At 73.3% G+C, this 15,958-nt stretch carries 15 protein-coding genes; 7 read left to right on the top strand and 8 right to left on the bottom strand.

Annotation, left to right across the window (positions count from 1 at the left end; translation table 11 throughout):
• Positions 1-5: 5 nt before the first annotated feature.
• From BJ964_RS01385 to BJ964_RS01365, 5 genes are all read right to left on the bottom strand, one after another.
• Positions 6-2,018, bottom strand: a complete 2,013-nt coding sequence (locus tag BJ964_RS01385; RefSeq protein ID WP_229806714.1) for a sensor histidine kinase — start codon at positions 2,016-2,018, stop codon at positions 6-8.
• A 338-nt stretch (positions 2,019-2,356) separates the two neighbouring features.
• Positions 2,357-2,974, bottom strand: a complete 618-nt coding sequence (gene trmB / locus BJ964_RS01380; protein ID WP_223149453.1) for a tRNA (guanosine(46)-N7)-methyltransferase TrmB — start codon at positions 2,972-2,974, stop codon at positions 2,357-2,359.
• A gap of 374 nt (positions 2,975-3,348) precedes the next feature.
• Positions 3,349-4,311 (bottom strand): TolB-like translocation protein, encoded by a 963-nt coding sequence (locus BJ964_RS01375; RefSeq protein WP_188118949.1) that lies wholly within the window; start codon positions 4,309-4,311, stop codon positions 3,349-3,351.
• Positions 4,312-4,439: 128 nt separating this feature from the next.
• Entirely contained in the window at positions 4,440-5,348 is a 909-nt protein-coding gene (locus tag BJ964_RS01370; RefSeq protein ID WP_188118948.1) for a DMT family transporter, read from the bottom strand.
• 213 nt (positions 5,349-5,561) lie between these two features.
• Complete coding sequence (locus tag BJ964_RS01365) at positions 5,562-6,203, bottom strand: hypothetical protein (protein ID WP_188126739.1); 642 nt, start codon at positions 6,201-6,203, stop codon at positions 5,562-5,564.
• Between the two features lie 138 nt (positions 6,204-6,341).
• Between BJ964_RS01365 and BJ964_RS47260 the strand changes: the two genes are divergently transcribed.
• Positions 6,342-7,088 (top strand): class I SAM-dependent methyltransferase, encoded by a 747-nt coding sequence (locus BJ964_RS47260; RefSeq protein WP_203832607.1) that lies wholly within the window; start codon positions 6,342-6,344, stop codon positions 7,086-7,088.
• On the top strand, positions 7,085-7,543 hold the full coding sequence (locus BJ964_RS47255) for a GNAT family N-acetyltransferase (RefSeq protein WP_229806715.1): 459 nt from the start codon (positions 7,085-7,087) through the stop codon (positions 7,541-7,543). The genes BJ964_RS47260 and BJ964_RS47255 overlap by 4 nt, the downstream gene beginning before the upstream one ends.
• An 8-nt stretch (positions 7,544-7,551) precedes the next feature.
• Here the strand turns inward: BJ964_RS47255 and BJ964_RS01355 are convergent, their stop codons facing one another.
• Positions 7,552-8,457, bottom strand: a complete 906-nt coding sequence (locus BJ964_RS01355) for a proteasome assembly chaperone family protein (protein WP_188118946.1) — start codon at positions 8,455-8,457, stop codon at positions 7,552-7,554.
• 273 nt (positions 8,458-8,730) lie between these two features.
• On the opposite strand from BJ964_RS01355, the gene BJ964_RS01350 reads away from it, so the two are divergent.
• Genes BJ964_RS01350 through BJ964_RS01330 form a run of 5 tightly spaced genes read left to right on the top strand, consistent with a single transcriptional unit; the run spans position 8,731 to position 12,755 of the window.
• A complete protein-coding gene (locus BJ964_RS01350) occupies positions 8,731-9,336 on the top strand; it encodes an EcsC family protein (protein WP_188126738.1) in 606 nt (201 codons plus the stop codon).
• 31 nt (positions 9,337-9,367) lie between these two features.
• On the top strand, positions 9,368-9,997 hold the full coding sequence (locus BJ964_RS01345; RefSeq protein ID WP_188118945.1) for a fibronectin type III domain-containing protein: 630 nt from the start codon (positions 9,368-9,370) through the stop codon (positions 9,995-9,997).
• Between the two features lie 21 nt (positions 9,998-10,018).
• Positions 10,019-11,593 (top strand): Na+/H+ antiporter, encoded by a 1,575-nt coding sequence (locus BJ964_RS01340; protein ID WP_188118944.1) that lies wholly within the window; start codon positions 10,019-10,021, stop codon positions 11,591-11,593.
• Positions 11,590-11,853, top strand: coding sequence for a UBP-type zinc finger domain-containing protein (locus BJ964_RS01335; RefSeq protein ID WP_188118943.1), 264 nt, complete (start codon positions 11,590-11,592; stop codon positions 11,851-11,853). The genes BJ964_RS01340 and BJ964_RS01335 overlap by 4 nt, the downstream gene beginning before the upstream one ends.
• Positions 11,850-12,755: a ketopantoate reductase family protein gene (locus tag BJ964_RS01330; protein ID WP_188118942.1), complete on the top strand. Its 906-nt coding sequence runs from the start codon at positions 11,850-11,852 to the stop codon at positions 12,753-12,755. Before BJ964_RS01335 ends, BJ964_RS01330 begins: the two co-directional genes overlap by 4 nt.
• Positions 12,756-12,767: 12 nt before the next feature.
• Here the strand turns inward: BJ964_RS01330 and BJ964_RS01325 are convergent, their stop codons facing one another.
• Both BJ964_RS01325 and BJ964_RS01320 read right to left on the bottom strand, forming a co-directional pair.
• The gene (locus tag BJ964_RS01325) at positions 12,768-14,009 is read right to left on the bottom strand and encodes a glycosyltransferase family 4 protein (protein WP_188126737.1); all 1,242 of its coding nucleotides are present in this window, start codon (positions 14,007-14,009) and stop codon (positions 12,768-12,770) included.
• Positions 14,010-14,035: 26 nt separating this feature from the next.
• Positions 14,036-15,922: an amylo-alpha-1,6-glucosidase gene (locus BJ964_RS01320; protein ID WP_188118941.1), complete on the bottom strand. Its 1,887-nt coding sequence runs from the start codon at positions 15,920-15,922 to the stop codon at positions 14,036-14,038.
• Between the last annotated feature and the right edge of the window lie 36 nt (positions 15,923-15,958).

Genomic DNA, 15,958 nt, shown 5'->3' with positions numbered 1-15,958 from the left:
CGGGCCTACACCGTCAGCGGCAGCCGGACCAGCACGGTCGTACCGGTGTCGCCGCCGGTCAGCCCGACGCTGCCGTGGTGCTTCTCCACCACCGCCCGGCTCAGCGTCAGACCCAGGCCACTGCCCGGCAGCGTACGGTCGTGGCCGCGCGCCGTCCGGAAGTGCCCGGTGAACATCTGCTCCCGCTCGGCGCGCGGCACGTCGGTGGCGGAGTCCGAGACGGCCAGCTCGGCGTCGCGCCCGGTGCTGCGCAGCGACACCGTCACGTGACCGCCGTCCGGGCTGAACCGGACCGCGCTGCCCAGCAGGTTCTCCACGACGTGCCGCAGCCGGTCCCGGTCGCCCGGAACGATCAGCTCGTCCGGCAGGTCGGCGTCGATCACCACCGGGGCGCCGTCGATCGCGGCCCGCGCCCGGTCGACCACCTCACGCACCACGGCGGCCAGATCCATCGGGGTAAACCGTACGTCCGCATGCCCCGCGTCCAGCGCCGACAACTCCAGCAGCTCGTCGATGATCTCCCGCAGCTGGTCGGTGTTCCGTTCGATCACCTCGATCAGGCGCGGCCCGTCCCGTACCAGGGTCGCCTCGTCCGCCGACCGCAGCAGCCCGGCGTAGGTGCTGATCGACGTCAACGGTGTCCGCAGCTCGTGCCCGATCAGCGCCAGATACTCCTCCTTGCTCCGGGTCAGCTGCCGTTGCAGGTCCTCCGCCCGGCGCTGCTCCACGAACTGCCCCAGATGCGCGGCGATCCCCGACATCAGCGCGACCAGCTCCTCCTCCGGATCCTCCACCGAGTCGGCGAAGACGGTCAGCACCCCGATCGGCCCGGTCCCGTGGTGCACCGGGATCGCCAGCGCGGTGTGCAGCCGGCCCGCCGAGGTGCCCGGCGAGATCAGGCTCTGCGGCCGGCCCACGTCCCGGATCCACAGCGGCTTGTCCACCTGCCAGGCACGACCGGCCAGGCCCTGCCCGTACGCCAGCCGATCCGGCACCGAGATGCCCGACGGCCAGCCCGGGGCGCTCCATCGGGCCACCGCCCGGATCGTCCCGTCGCCGACCATCCACAGTTCGGCGTGCACCCAGTCCAGGATGGCGACCACCGCCTCCAGCACCCGCGGCCCGGCCGCCTCGATGCTCGGCGCCTCCGCGAGAGCCGTCGTGACGGCCAGCTCACAGCTGCGGAACCGTTCCGCCCGCCGCTGCCGGGTCACGTCCTGCACCGCCTGCACCGCCCCCAGCACCCGCCCGTCCATGCCGTGGATCGGCTGCGCGTCCATCAGGAAGTACCGGGTCCGGCGGCCCCGCCCCTGCGCGGCGATCGGCGAGTCCCGGACCTGCTCCCCGCGCAGCGCCCGGAACAGCCCCAGATCCTCCCGTTGCAGCGGCACCCCCGAGATGTCGGCCAGCCCGGTGACGTCCTCGATCGGCGAATCGCCCCAGAGCCGGCGCATCCGCTCGTTCGCGAACACCACCCGGCCCTCGGCGTCGCACGCGGTCACCCCGTCGTGCAGGCTGTCCAGCACCGCGTCCAGGAACCGGTGCTGCTGCTCCAGCTCGTGGCGCGCCAGCCGCTCGCCGATCAGCAGGGTCGCCACCTCGGCGGCCTCGGCCACCGCCGTCATCTGCTCCGGCGTCCACTCCCGCGGCCGGTGGTCGTAGGCGCAGCACACCCCGAGGACCAGCCCCAGCCGGTCGTGCACCGGATAGCCCAGGTAGGCGCCGTCGTCCCGCGGGATCACCCCGTCCGGCACCCGCTCGTCCCGGCGGGCGTCCTCGACGATCAGGGGCTCGCCACCGCGTACCACGATGCCGCCGAGCGCCTGCATCCAGTCCGTCGAGACGCCCCAGCTGCCGTACAGCCGCAGCTGATCCCCTTCGATGAACAGGATGCAGGCGCTCGGCGCGTTCGCGGCCCGCGCCGTCAGGGCCGCCAGCTGATCCGTGGACCCGCTGGTCAGCACCCCCCGATGCGGGGCGGCCGGAAAAAACTCGGCCCGGCGCCCGTCGACCGCCACCTCCCCCGAGGGTCCAGCCGCCGCCGGCGGAGCGGAATGCCCGCCGGCGGCCGACCCCCCGATCGGCGCATCCGGCCGCCCCTCACTCGGAACCGCCGGACACGCTGGCTGGGACGCGGCCGATCGAGGATCGGCCGGACTCGCCCCGGGAGGTTCGGCCGCGTGCGCGAGTGCCGCGGCTTCCGCCGCATGCGCCCTTTCAGACCGCCCGGCGCCGCCGGGGACATCTCGCCGCATGGCCGACCTCCACCCTCAGCGTAGATGCACGAAAGGGTTGAAACCGGCAAACCATCACCCGGGGCCGCCGGCCCTTCGGCGGTCGCGAACAGACCGCCGGTTCAGCTCCGCTCGTACCGGAGATCGCTGATAGGCCGGCCCGCGACGGCCCCGCGCCTCTCGAACTTGGTCTCCGGCCGCCCGTGCGGCATGGCCGCGAGGCGCCGCAGACCCGGATCCGCGTCGAGCGTCTCCGCCATGGCCACCGCGTACTCGGGCCAGTCGGTGGCACAGTGGAACACCCCACCCGGCCGGAGCCGCTCCCGGAGCAGGGTGACGTTTCCCGGCTGGATCAGCCGCCGCTTGTGATGCCGCGCCTTGGGCCACGGATCCGGGAAGAACACGTGCACCGCATCCAGCGTCGCCGGCGCGATCCGGTGCACCAGCTGCATGGCGTCACCGCACGCCACCCGGACGTTGGTCAGCCCGAGATCACGGCTGAGCGCCAGCAGGTTCCCGATCCCCGGCGTGTGCACCTCGACCCCGAGATAGCCCCGCCCCGGATCCGCCGCCGCCATGGCCGCGGTGGCGTCCCCCATCCCGAACCCGATCTCCAGAACCACCGGCATCTCCCGCCCGAACAGCGCGACGAGATCCAGCGGAGTCCGGTCCCCGTCCTCGACGGTCATCCCGTACCGCGGCCACAACGCCGCATGCGCCTCCTCGTGACGGCTGCTCATCCGCCCACGGCGCGGATGAAAGGTACGAATCGGCCTGGCTGCGTCGGTCCCGGTCTCACTCATGGCGGCCCACGATAAAACGACAACCCCGCCAACCCGAAATCAAACCCTCCCCGGTACGGCGTCCCCGCCCCGTACCAGGCGCCCTTCACGGATCTTGGACGTTTTGCCACCGCAGGCGGCGGTAAGTCGTCCAAGATCGCGGACGGCGGCGGGGAAGGGGCGTTTGCGCACCCGAATCATCGAAGCCGCCGCTTGACAACAACCCCCACAGACCTTGGACGTTTTGCTGCCGATTGCGGTGGTCAGTCGTCCAAGATCGCGGGCTGTGGGGAGGCGATCAGGTGGGGTCGCTGCCCCAGCCGGCTGCTCGGTCAGTGGGGCAGCGGCTGGACGCTGGGCTGGGAGCCGGTGCGGATCGGGGTCCGGGCGCCGGTGGCCAGAGCGAGGAGGGTGACCCAGGAGCCGCCGTTGTTCTGGCTGGTGATGACGGCGCGGGCGCTGTCGATGTAGGCGAGCTCCCGGTCCATGGCGCTGCCGACGGTGCGCTTGGCGCCGGTGGCGGTGTCGTATTCGATGACGTGGACCGGCTTGCTCTCGGCGGGGGTCTCGCCTTCCTGGTAGGCGGTCCAGGAGAGTTTCGCGCCGTCCGCCCGCCAGCTCGGCACGACGGCGAAGCCGCTGTTCTGGAGGCTGCCGCCACCGTAGGCGGCGACCGTCTTCTCGTCGCCGCCGGCGACCGTGCCGATGGTGAGGCAGGAGTCGTAGACGGACTCGCAGTCACCGCCGCGGAAGGCGACCCGGGTCCCGTCGGGCGACCAGGCGACCGCGTCGTCGGTGCGGAGCCGTTCGTTCAGGGAGCCGCCGGCCTGCGCGGTGGCGGTCCGCTCGGCCGGCAGCGCCTCGGTACGGCAGTCGCGCGGGAACAGCACCTCCGGCTTGGCAGCCGTGGCGCCGGCGGCGATCCGGTACACGCCGGGGCCGCCGGAGCAGGACAGCGAGGCGAAGGCGATCCATTTGCCGTCCGGGGACCATGACGGGCCGGCCGCCGGGCGGGTGGTGAGGCGGCGCTGCCCGGAGCCGTCGGCCTTCATGGTCCAGAGCTGGCCGCTCCTCAGGTAGGCGAGCTGCTGACCGTTCGGCGACCAGCGGGGCCGGGCGTGACCGCCGCCGGTGGTGAGCCGCTTCTCGGTGGCGCCCTTGCTCACGTAGACGTCGCCGCCGCGCACGTAGGCGACCAGACTCGGCAGTGTCGCCGCCTCCGCCGCCACGGGCTGGAAGAGCGAGCCACCCAGTCCGATCGCCGCCGCCAGCGCCACGCTTCCGAGCTTCTTCATGGCCGAACGCCCCCCGAGATCCGCCAGTTTCCGCTTACACCAGGGGTAATCGTCGCAACCGGGCTGCACCTAAGCGGTTACCGCGCGGATACCTGGAAAAATCTTGCCCGATCTGGTGGAATCCGACATCAGCCCGCGTCGAGGTAGAGGGTGGCCACCGCGCCGAGCAGCAGCAGCCCGCCCACGATGGTGACGGCGCCGAGCGGCTCGTCGATCAGGACGACGGCGAGCAGCGCGGCGGTGAGTGGTTCGAGCAGGGTGACCACCACGGCCACGCTGCCGGAGATGCGGCGCAACCCGGTGTAGAACAGCGCGTACGCCAGCGCCGTGGTGACCGCCCCGGCGTAGGCGAGCAGCGCGACCGGGGTGGCCCGCGGGGTGAAGGACAGCCCTTCGACGGCGGCGATCGGCAGCAGGCTGACCGCGCCGATCACGCAGGACAGGGTGGTGAGGGTCAGCGGCTCGACGCCCTGGGTGGTGTGCCGGCTGACAGCGGTGGATGCCGCGTAGACGACGCCGGACCCGATCGCGGCGAGCAGCCCGTAACCGGCCGCGGTGGCGGCGCCCGGTTCGACGGTGGCGCCGGCGATCAGCACGAGGCCGGCGATCGCGGCCACCGAGGCGCCGAGGGCGGCGGCGCCCGGCCGCTGCCGGGTGCGCAGTGTCTCCCACGCGCTCAGCAGCACGGGAGCGAGGCCGAGGCTGACCACGGTGGCGATGCTGACCCCGCCGAGACGGACGGCCACGAAGTAGAGGGCCTGGTAGGCGGCGAGCCCGACCCCGGCCACGGTGACGGCGAGCGGCGCCGCCCGGAACGCGGCCACGATCCGGCGGCGGGCGACCAGGCCGATGAGCAGCAGGACGGCGGCCGCGACGGCGAGCCGGTAGAAGCCGATGGCCAGGGCGCCGAGACCGGTGCGCTCGGCGACGACCTGGACGACGACGCCGGTGGTGCCCCAGAGGACGCCGGCGGCGGAGACCTGCAACAGGCTCAGCCGGGCCCCGAGGGCGCGGGACGAGGAAGTGGTGGTGAACACATGCGCTCCGTGCGGAAGTGAGTCGTCAAGGGCCGGCGACGGAGCGCAAGGCGAGACAGCCGGTCAAGCGGGACTTGACCGGCGTGGCGGCGCTCCGGTCAGGAGCGCGGCGGCGGAAGGACGCCGGGGAAGGGACTCACGCCCGGCAGCCTAGCGCCACATCGGCGGGCGCCGTTGCCCGGTGTGGGGGAGCACACCGGGCAACGGCACCGGTCAGGCGGCCGGAGCGGCGGTGGCCGCCCACATCGCGGTGAAGGCGGCCGCCTCGCCGGCGAGCCAGCTCTCGACGTCGGCCGGGCGGGCCGCCCCGTCGATGCGGTGGGCGACACCCCGCCGCAGGTCGACCAGGACCGGCTCGGCATTGGGCAGGATCTGGTCCATGTGGCGGGCCATGAGGTGCAGCATCGCGGTCGCGGCCTCCGCGCTCGGCGGCTCCTCGTCGAAGTGCAGCCGGACGGCCTCGCGCCGGCCGTCGGCATAGCGCAGGCCGAAATGTGGGTTGATCTTCACGGCCAGGGGCCCGACCGTGGCGATGGCGTCGCGGGTCTGCGCCAGATCGACCCGCTCCGGGTCGCCGAGCGACGCCAGGTAGGTGCGGGCGCCGGCGCGCAACGCCTCGTAGAGCGGCTTCCAGCGGTCCTTCACCACGTCGACGACACCGCCGAGGTAGCTGCCGCCGGTGCGGAACGCGATGTCCGCCTTCAGTGCCTTGACGAGCTGGCCGTGCGGGTTGAAACCGCTCCGCCGCTCCCGCTGCCGGCGCAGGCCGCCGACGAAGGTGGCCTTCGCCGGGCCGGTGCGGGAGACATACCGCGTGAAGCCGAGCATCGTCGCGTAGGGAGGGATCACGGGCATGGGGGTGGTGGTTGAGATCGTCACGTCGTCTCCTCACTCGCGCTGCGGAAATCCGCCGAAGATCCGCAGCTCAGGTCCCCTCTTTCGTACATACATTCTAATCGACGGGTACGACATTCCCAACGCGGAAGGACGACGATGGACCACACTGGAGCACGGGTTCGGGAGATACGCCGAAGGCTGCGCGAAAAGGGTCCGGAGTGGACCCGCGGGCCGGAACTGGACTTCGCGGCGGTCACCCTGCCGGAGCGCGACTGCGACCTGCTCCGCGACCTGCTGATCGCCGAGCGGGTGGAGACGGTGGTCGAGATCGGGCTGGCGTACGGCAGTTCGGCGCTCGCGATCGGTGAGGCGCTGCTGGCGGCCGGGCGGCCGAACCCGCGGCATCTCGTCGTCGACCCGTTCCAGTGGGAGGCCTACCGCGACACCGGATGGCGCCTGCTGGCGGAGGCCGGGCTGGGCCCGGTCGCCGCCCTGATCCGGGAGCCGTCGTCGCTCGCGCTGCCCCGGATGCTCACCGACGGGATCGTGGCGGACGCGGCGTTCGTGGACGGCAGTCACCGGTTCCACGAGGTGTTCCTCGACCTCTACTACCTTCGCAGGATCGTCAGACCGGGCGGGCTGATCGTCCTGGACGACGACTGGGCGCCCTCGGTCCGGACCGCGGTCCGCTACTACGAGCGCAACCTCGGCTGGACGGTGATCCCGGAGGCCTTCGCCCGGGGCACCCGGATCGCCGCGGGCGTCCGGACCGCCGAGCGGATGCGCGGGTCCGGCGGCCCGGACGTCGCGGGCCCGCCGCGCTGCCGGGCCGTCCGGCTCCCCGCCGAACCGTTCGAGCCGGACTTCGACGCCTTCCGGCCGTTCGGTGCGGAGGACCGGTGATCCGGCTCCGGCAGCCGGCCGACCTGGAGCGCTGCGTGGCCGTCCTGCGCGCCGTCCACGAGGCGGACGGCTATCCGCTGAACTGGCCGGCCGATCCGATCCGCTGGCTCGCCCCGGAGATCGAGCTGTGCTCGTGGGTGGCGACCGGTACGGACGGCGAGGTGCTGGGCCACGTGGCCGTCCACCGGGACGCCGAGCTCTCCCGGCTCTTCGTCGCCCCGGCCGCCCGCCGCCGTTCGCTGGCCGGGCGGCTGGTCGGCGTCGCCCGGGAGTGGGCCGCCGGGAACGGGCGCACGCTCACGCTGAACGTCCCGGAGGACGAGCGGCGAACCGGGGCGGTCGCCTTCTACGAGGCGACCGGCTGGCGCCACACCCACACCGCCGTCGCCGACTGGACCGGGCCCGACGGCCGCCCGGTCCGGCTGCGGCACTACGCGATCGGGCCCGATCGCTGACCTGTGGGTCAGTTGTCGTCGCGGCCCTGCTCGGCCAGGAAGCGCTCCAGCTCCGCGCCGAGCTCCTCCGCGGTCGGCAGCGGGGTGTCCGAGTCGGCCAGCAGATTGCCCTGACGGCCGCGGATGAAGGCGTCGTACTGTGCCTCCAGCGAGGCGACCAGGCGGGTGGCCTGCTCGTCGTCGGCGATCTGCTTGTCCACCTCGACGCGGACCAGCTTGGCGGACTCCCGCAGCTCACCGGTCGGCAGGGCCAGGCCGGTGTTCGCCGACACCGAGTCGAGCAGCAGCTCCGCGGCCGCCGGATAGCCGGTCTGGGCCAGATAGTGCGGGACGTGGGCGGCGTAGCCCAGCGCGTCGTGGCCGGAGTTGCCGAGCCGGAACTCGAGAAGGTTGCCGACACTGGCCGGCACCTGGACCCGCTGCAACCACGACTCGTGCTCGCCGAGCAGGCGCTTGTCGGTGGCGTGCGCCGTGACGCCGACCGGGCGGGTGTGCGGGACGGCCATCGGGATGGCGTTGAGGCCGACCGTGACCTTGACGCCGAGACGGTCGATCAGGCCGGTCACCGCGGCGATGAAACGCTCCCACTGGAGGTCCGGCTCGGGACCCGCGAGCATCAGGAACGATGTGCCCAACTGGTCCTTGACCAGGTGCAGGGCGAGGACCGGGTCCTCGTAGCTGGTGAAGTGGTCGGCCTCGAAGATCATCAGAGGGCGGCGGGACCGGTAGTCCAGCAGCTGGTCCAGGTCGAACGTGGCGACGACCTCGCTCTCCAGATGCTCCAGCAGATTGTCGCGGGCCAGCTGGATGGCGCTGCCCGCGTCGACGAAACCGGTGAACGCCTGGATGAGCACCGGGCCGTCCAGAGCCGGCAGGTCACCGGTCACCTCGTAGAGCCCGTGTGGGTCGAGCACGCTGCGATCCTCTCTCGAAGCACACGCCCGCTGACGCGGGCTTCTCCCTGCCAACCGCGGGCCGGCGTCTCGCATTCCGGCCTCTCGCATCATCTCGTACGCCGTACGCGTGCCATACCGCTGTGACGGTGAACACCCCGCTTCGTGGGGGGACGTGCACGCACCCCGCACAATGGGGCCCGGATCCCTTCCCCGCCCCCTCGGAGTGATCTTTTGACTCGACCGCAGTCCGTACCCGAGACCACCGCCCCGTCCGGGACCCTGTGGACCCGGATGAAGGCCGACCCGCAGTACGCGCCCGAGCATCTCGCTCTGGAGGCGATCCGCCGGCTCGGTCCGGAGGCCGCCGACTGGCACGCCCGGATGCGCGCCGACCGTCCCGAGTTGGAGCCGGAGCAACTGGCCGGCCTCGCCGTCCGGCACTTCACCAACCTGGCCCGCGTCTCCGGGGCGGTGTCCGGCGCGACCGGCCTGCCCGGAGCGGTCCTCGACGTCGGGGTGCTCGCCTGGACCCAGGCCCGGATGGTGCTGCACATCGCGGCCGCGTACGGCGCCGACCCGGCGGCCCCGGAGCGCGCCACCGATCTGCTCGTGCTCCAGCGGGTGCACCGGCTGGCCGAGTCCGCCCGTACCGCACTCGGTGTCGCGGCCGGACGGGAACGCGCCAGCCGGATCTTCACCGGTGACTCCGGGCGGCCGCTCGCCGGCGTACTGGTGACCCTGGGTGTGAAACTCGCCCGGATGGCCGGGCTCAAGACCGCGAAGCGGCTGTTCGCCAAGATGATCCCGGGCGCCGGCATGATCCTCGGCACCTGGGTGAACTCGGCGGCCACCAAGGACCTGGCCCGGCGCGCGGGGGAGTGTTACCGCATTCCCTAAGGTTCTGCCGCCGCGGCCCGAAACACCTGTCGTGCTGGGATACCGGAAGTCCGCCGTCGCCCTGTCCGCCGTCGTGCTGCCGCTGCTGATCGCCGGATGCTCCTCCTGGTCGTCGGCCGAGCGGAACGGGGCGGACGAGACGACCTCCGCGGGCGGCACCAGCTGGATCCTGGTGGACCAGGGCCAGGCGACGCCGTCGCCCAGCACCACGCCCGGCACGGCGTCGCCGACCCCGTCGGTCACCCTGCCGCCGCTGCCCACGGCGTCGCCGAGCGCGAGCGGCAGCGCCAACCCGACCTGTACGCCGCGGAAGCACTCCACGCCGATCGAGGGGCTGGCGGTCACGCCGTCCAGCACCAGCGCCGTGGTCACCTGGTACCACCCGGGCGGCTCGAACATCGTCGACTACCGGGTCACCGCGATCAGCCAGGACCTGGTCAGCGGCGTGCAGCCCGAGATCGGCTGGACCCGCAGCGCCCCGGCGAAGTGCGGTGACGTCAGCGCCACGGTGCCCGGCCTCCAGCCGAACAGCCACTACGTCTTCTCGGTCGACGCGGTGCTGAGGCGGGACGACCTGGCACGGGAGGGGACCTACACCCAGACGGTCGCCCGTTCCTTCGTGGTCACCACCACGTCACCGTCAGATGGGGGACGCGGCTGATGACTCTCTAAGCTTCCCGGCATGGAGAGCATCGTCGACACGGTCGTCCTGGTGGCGATCTCGGTGGTCGGCGCGGCCCTCGCCCGCCGGCTGGGCTTCGTGGCGCCGCTGGTCCTGCTGGTCGCCGGGCTGGGTCTGTCCTACGTGCCCAACTTCCCGGACGCGCACCTGGAACCGGAGCTGGTGCTGATCGGGATCCTGCCCCCGCTGCTGTACGTGGCGGCGCTGCAGACCTCGGTCCCCGCGTTCCGGCTGGCGCTGCGGCCGATCCTACTGCTCGCGATCGGTCTCGTGGTCGTGACCGCGCTGGTGGTGGGCTTCCTCGTACATTGGCTTTTGCCCGCCGCGCCGCTTGCCGCGTGCGTCGCGCTCGGGGCGATCGTCGCCCCGCCGGACGCGGTCTCCGCGACCGCGATCGCCCGCCGGGTCGGCCTGCCACGGCGGGTCGTCACCATCCTCGAGGGCGAGAGCCTGCTCAACGACGCGACCGCGCTGGTCATGGTGCGGGTCTCGGTCGGCGCGCTGATGGGCACCGCGATCGGGTTCTGGGACATCACCCTCGCGGTGGGCCGCGCGGCCGGCGGCGGCCTGCTGATCGGCCTGGCGTTCGCGGTGGCGGCGGCCCGGCTGCACCGGAAGGTCGAGGACCCGCTGCTCGACGACGCGGTGGCGCTGCTCACCCCGTTCGTGGTGGTGATCGTCGCGGAGAGCCTGCACACGTCCAGCGTGGTGGCCGTCGTCGTCGCCGGGCTCTACCTCGGGCACCGCATCCCCTATCTGCTGTCGCCCACCTCCCGGTTGCAGATGGACGCGGTCTGGCGGCTGATCGTCTTCCTGCTGGAGGGCGTGGTCTTCCTCCTGGTCGGCCTGCAACTGCGTGACGTGGTCAGCGAGATCGAGACCGACACGGCCACCACCCTCAAGGTCACCGCCGTGGTGTTCGCGGCGCTGCTGGTGATCCGTTTCCTGTGGATCTACCCGGCCACCTATCTGGCCCGGCTCATCCCGCGGATCCGCAACCGGGAGGACCGGCCGCCGGCGACCGTGCCCACCGTGATCGCCTGGGCCGGGATGCGCGGTGTGGTGACCCTGGCCGCCGCGCAGACGCTGCCGCCGCCGGGTGTGGACAACGTCCCGGTCTACCCGCGCGAGCTGTTCGTCTTCGTGGCCTTCGCGATCATCGTGCTCACCCTGCTGGTGCAGGGCACCACCCTGCCGTGGCTGGCCCGCCGCCTCGGCGTACGGGAGGACAGCAGCGCCGAGGACGCGCTGGCCGAGGCCGGGGTGCAGCACGCGGCCGGCCGGGCCGCGCTGGAGGCGCTGGAGGAGCACGCCGACGGCGCGCCCGAGTCGGTGGTGGAGCGACTGCGCGGGCTGGTGGAGAACCGTGGCAACAACGCGTGGGAGCGGCTCGGCAGCCAGGAGCGGGAAACCCCGTCGGCGGCGTACGGTCGGCTCCGGCGGGAGATGATCAGTGCCGAACGGCACGTCTTCAAGACCGCCCGGAACGAGGGGCGGATCCCCGAGGAGGTGCTGGTCCGCGCCCAGCGTGAGCTCGACCTGGAAGAGTCCCAGCTGCAACGGAGTGACGATTGACCTGTCAGCATCTCAAGGAGGCGGTGGAACCGGCACCGCTCAGCACCTATCCGGACGGCTGTCCCCAGTGCGTGGCCGCCGGCTTCCAGAACTGGGTGCACCTGCGGCTCTGCCTGGGCTGCGGGACGGTCGCCTGCTGTGACTCGTCGCCGCGGCGGCACATGTCGGCGCACCACGCCGCCGAGGGCCATCCGGTGATGCGGTCCTTCGAGCCCGGCGAGGCCTGGCGCTGGTGCTACGAGGACGAGCAGCTCGGATGAGGATCCTGGTCGTCGGCGCCGGGGCCACCGGCGGCTACTTCGGCGGCCGGCTCGCGCAGGCCGGGAGGGACGTCACCTTCCTGGCCCGGCCGGGCCGTGCCGCGCGGCTGGCCGGGCACGGCCTGCGGATCAGGGACCCGGACGGCGAGACGGTCCTGCACCCGCGGGCCGTCACCGAGCCGGACGGCATCTACGACCTGGTCCTCGTCGCGGTCAAGAGCTACTCGCTGGACCTCGCCCTGTCCGGCGCCGCGCCCGGCATCGGCCGGCACACCGTGATCGTGCCGCTGCTCAACGGCATGCGGCACATCGGCACCCTGGTCCAGCGCTTCGGCGCCGACCGCGCCTGGGGCGGCGTCTGCATGATCCACGCGACGCTCGACGAGGATGGCGGCGTGGTCCGGATGAACGGGCCGCACCGGCTGTCGTTCGGACCGCTGGACGGTGACGACGAGCGCGTCCCGGCGGTCGCCGAGGTCCTCACCGGCGCCGGCTTCGACGCCCGGGCGTCGGCCACGATCGTGGCGGAGCTGTGGGAGAAGTGGGTCCTGCTGGCCACCCTCGGGGCGGCCACCACCCTGCTGCGCGGCTCGATCGGGGCGATCAACACGGCCCCCGGCGGGCGCGCCTTCCTGGCGGCGCTGGCCGCCGAGACGTCCGCGGTCGCGGCGGCCGCCGGGCACCCGCTGCGGCCCCGGGCGGTCGCCATGCTGGAGGCCACCATCGCCACGACCGAGCCGACCACCTCGTCGATGTACCGCGACCTGATCCAGGGCCTGCCGGTCGAGGGCGACGCCATCGTCGGTGACCTGGTCGCCGAGGCGGAGCGGCACGGTGTGCCGGTGCCGCTGCTCGCCGCCGCGCACACCGGTCTCGCCGTCTACACGGCCGCCCACCGCTAGGACCGGCCGCTCTCAGCGGTGGGAGTGGGCGGTGGACGGGGACGGGATGCGGGCCAGTACGGACTCCGCCTCGCGGGTCACCTGGCCGGCGTCCTGGATGCGGGCCAGCTCGTAGACGTCGACGGTGCGGGCCGCGATGGCCGGCCAGTTGAAGTCCTCGTGGACCCGCTCGTGGGCGCGCAGCGCCAGGGCCCGGGCGTACTCGCGGTCGGCCAGCACCGAGCCGGCCGCCCGGGCCAGGGCGGCCGGGTCGTTCGGGGCGAACGTCACCCCGGTCACGCCGTGTTCGACGATCTCGGCGAGGCCACCGGTGTCGGCGGCCGCGACCGGGGTCCCGGCGGCGGCCGCCTCCAGGGCCACCATCCCGAACGGCTCGTAGATGCTCGGCACCACGTAGCAGTCGGAGGCGCCCATCAGAGCGGTCAGCTCGTGCCCGCCGAGGAAGCCGGCGAACGTCACCTCCGGAAGGTCGGCGGCGAGTTGCTCCAGCTCGGCCCGGTACGGCCCGTCGCCGGCGATCACCACCCGCAGGCCGGGGAACCGGTCCCGCAGCTCGGGCACGGCGGACAGCAGGTGCTGCACGCCCTTCTCGTAGACCAGCCGGCCGGCGCAGCTGACCAGCGGCCCGGAGCCGGCGTACCGGGCGCGGGCGGCGGCCACGGCGCGCGGCCGGGCCCGCCAGCGCAGCGCGTCGACCCCGTTGAAGACCACGTCGGTACGGTCCGGGTTCACCTCGAACAGGCGGCCGACCTCGTGTTTCATGTACGCCGAGCAGACGATCGTGCGGGCCGCGCCGGTCGCCAGCCAGCGTTCGATGTCGTCGATGGTGTGGTTGTGGGCCTCCGGGAGCCAGCCCTGGTGACGGCCCGACTCGGTGGCGTGGACGGTGGCGACCAGCGGCACGTCCAGGTGGTCGCTCACGGTCATCGCGGCGTGCGCCACCAGCCAGTCGTGGGCGTGCACCACGTCGTACCGGCCGGTGCGGGTGGCGCGCAGCGCGGACCGGGTCAGCGTGTGGTTGAAGGCGACCGCCCAGGCCAGCAGGTTTCCGTCGACCACCTCGAAGTCCGGCGGGTCGTCCGGGGCGCGGACCACACGGACGCCCTCGGCGTACTCCTCCACGAGCGTGCCCGGCGTGTGCCGGGTGACCACCGTGACCTCGTGCCCGGCCCGGACCAGGGTGGTGGCGAGCGCGTGCACGTGCCGGCCCAGGCCGCCCACCAGCAGTGGCGGGTATTCCCAGCTCAGCATCATGATCCGCAGCACCGTTGCCACCTCCCTCACGTCAGGTACCGCTGTTTCACTCGTAGCACCTCGGCGACCGATCGCGCGGAGAAAGGGCAGCCGATGGCCCGGTGGGGCGAATCCCCCTCGGCGGTGTCGCCGAGCGAGCCGACGCCCGTCTCGCCGAGATGCGCCGCGAGCCCGGTCAGCAGCCCCTCGACCGGCAGGCCGGTGGCCGCGCAGGCGTCCGCGTACGGGCCGATCAGCCACGTCCAGACGGCGCCCTGGTGGTAGGCCGGGTCGGGTTCGGCGGGCGGGCGGCTCTGGTAGCCGTACTCGGACGGGGCGAGGGTGCGCAGGCCGAGCGGGGTGAGCAGGGCCTCGCCCACGGCCTGGACCGCGCCGCCGGGACGGCCGCGCATCGGGGCGTACGGCAGCGACCAGGCGAGCAGCTGGTGCGGCCGCAGCGACGGGTCGTCGTGGTAGGCGCCCGCGCCGAGGGGGTAGGTGGTGGCCGGGCCCTCGACCACGTCGTACAGCCAGCCCTCGGGCGCCGGGAAGCGGGCCTGGAACGACTCGCGCGCCAGTTGCAGCCGGGCCCGCGGCTCAGCGTCGTCGCGGCCGGTCTCGCCGAGCAGTTCGCACATCGCGGCCAGGGCGTTCACCCACAGCGCGTTGATCTCCACCGGCTTGCCGACCCGCGGTACGGCCGGCAGGTCGCCGGGGGCGCCGGACGGGGCGGTGAGCCGCAGCAGCCCGTCGGCCGGGTCGAGGCTGAGCGGGCCGGACCCGTCCAGACGGTGCCGCAGGAGCCGGCCGAGCGGGATGGCCAGCTTGGCGGCCAGGGCCCCGTCGCCGGTCCGTGCGACGTGCCGGTCCACCGCGTGCACCAGCCACAGCGGGGCGTCCAGCGGGTCGTGCCGCAGCCACGGGGCGGCCGGGCCGGACGGCTCGCCGGCCGCCGCCCGGGTACGGGAGATCAGCAGCTCACGGCCCTCGTCGACCCGGCCGGTGTCGAGGAACAGCCCCTCGTAGGCGATCATCGTGTCGCCAGCCCAGCGGCCCTGCCCCGGGTAGCCGGCGACCACGTCGGGCCCGTCCGGGGTGCGGATCACGAAGCGGTCGGCGGCGAGGACCAGCGCTTCCCCGTACCCCTCGGCCTTGGAGAGGGTGACCAGGCGGTGGGCGCGCTCGCGCTCCGCGGCGATGACCACCGGCGCGGGTGGCGGTGTCTCGCCGAGCCTGCCGGCCCACGCCGAGATCTCCACCGTCTGGCCCGGACCGGCCTGCTGGAAGAAGGAGCCGGCGTGCCAGAGGTCGTCGTCCGCGCCGTCCTCGCGGGTGTGCACGTCGACGTGCCAGAACCCGGCGGGCTGCCAGCCGGGACCGTGCAGCCGGTAGGCGCCGTCGACGATCACGCCGTCGGCGACCGGATCCACGGACAGCGCCGGACCGCTCGCCCGGCGGGAGGTGCCCTCGGTCCGCCAGGTGCACATCGCGGCGACCGCCAGACCGATCGGGCCGGGCGCGCTGACCACCCGGTGCGCCACGGCGAGCGACGGATGGCCGTGCCGCATCGCCAGTTCCCGCTCGACCACCACGTCGCCGATCCGCCAGCGCCACCGCGGCAGCCCGTCGACCAGCCGGAACACCTCCAGGTGGGTGTGCCCGGCCGGGTCGGTCGCCCCGGACGCCCACTCATGGGTGTACAGCGGGACCTTGACCCCGGAGGGCAGCGTCACGGTGAGATCGAGCGAGGCGAGCGCGACATGTCCGGAGGTCACCAGCAGGGCGTGCCGGCGGCGGGTGCGCAGACCGCTGATCGTGCCCGCCGCGTAGCCGCCGAGGCCGTCGGTGACGAGCCATTCCCGGCCGCCGCCGGCCTCGGCGGAGACGGAACCGCACACCTGCGGCCCGAAAGTGATCTGATCATTGCGCGGCACGATGACCCAAACCCCCGGATGGGGAGATATCAGTGG

It is taken from the genome of Actinoplanes lobatus (genome assembly GCF_014205215.1).
GTDB lineage: Bacteria > Actinomycetota > Actinomycetes > Mycobacteriales > Micromonosporaceae > Actinoplanes > Actinoplanes lobatus.
Note: the sequence above shows the minus strand (reverse complement) of the source record. Positions and strands in the feature narration are given on the sequence as shown.

Coding starts and splice junctions, on each gene's coding strand:
- trmB (WP_223149453.1), bottom strand. CDS start 2,974: ATGAGCAGCCGTCACGAGGAGGCGCATGCGGCGTTGTGGCCGCGGTAC.
- BJ964_RS01330 (WP_188118942.1), top strand. CDS start 11,850: ATGAGGATCCTGGTCGTCGGCGCCGGGGCCACCGGCGGCTACTTCGGC.
- BJ964_RS47260 (WP_203832607.1), top strand. CDS start 6,342: ATGGACCACACTGGAGCACGGGTTCGGGAGATACGCCGAAGGCTGCGC.
- BJ964_RS01340 (WP_188118944.1), top strand. CDS start 10,019: ATGGAGAGCATCGTCGACACGGTCGTCCTGGTGGCGATCTCGGTGGTC.
- BJ964_RS01375 (WP_188118949.1), bottom strand. CDS start 4,311: ATGAAGAAGCTCGGAAGCGTGGCGCTGGCGGCGGCGATCGGACTGGGT.
- BJ964_RS01350 (WP_188126738.1), top strand. CDS start 8,731: ATGAAGGCCGACCCGCAGTACGCGCCCGAGCATCTCGCTCTGGAGGCG.
- BJ964_RS01365 (WP_188126739.1), bottom strand. CDS start 6,203: ATGCCCGTGATCCCTCCCTACGCGACGATGCTCGGCTTCACGCGGTAT.
- BJ964_RS01325 (WP_188126737.1), bottom strand. CDS start 14,009: ATGATGCTGAGCTGGGAATACCCGCCACTGCTGGTGGGCGGCCTGGGC.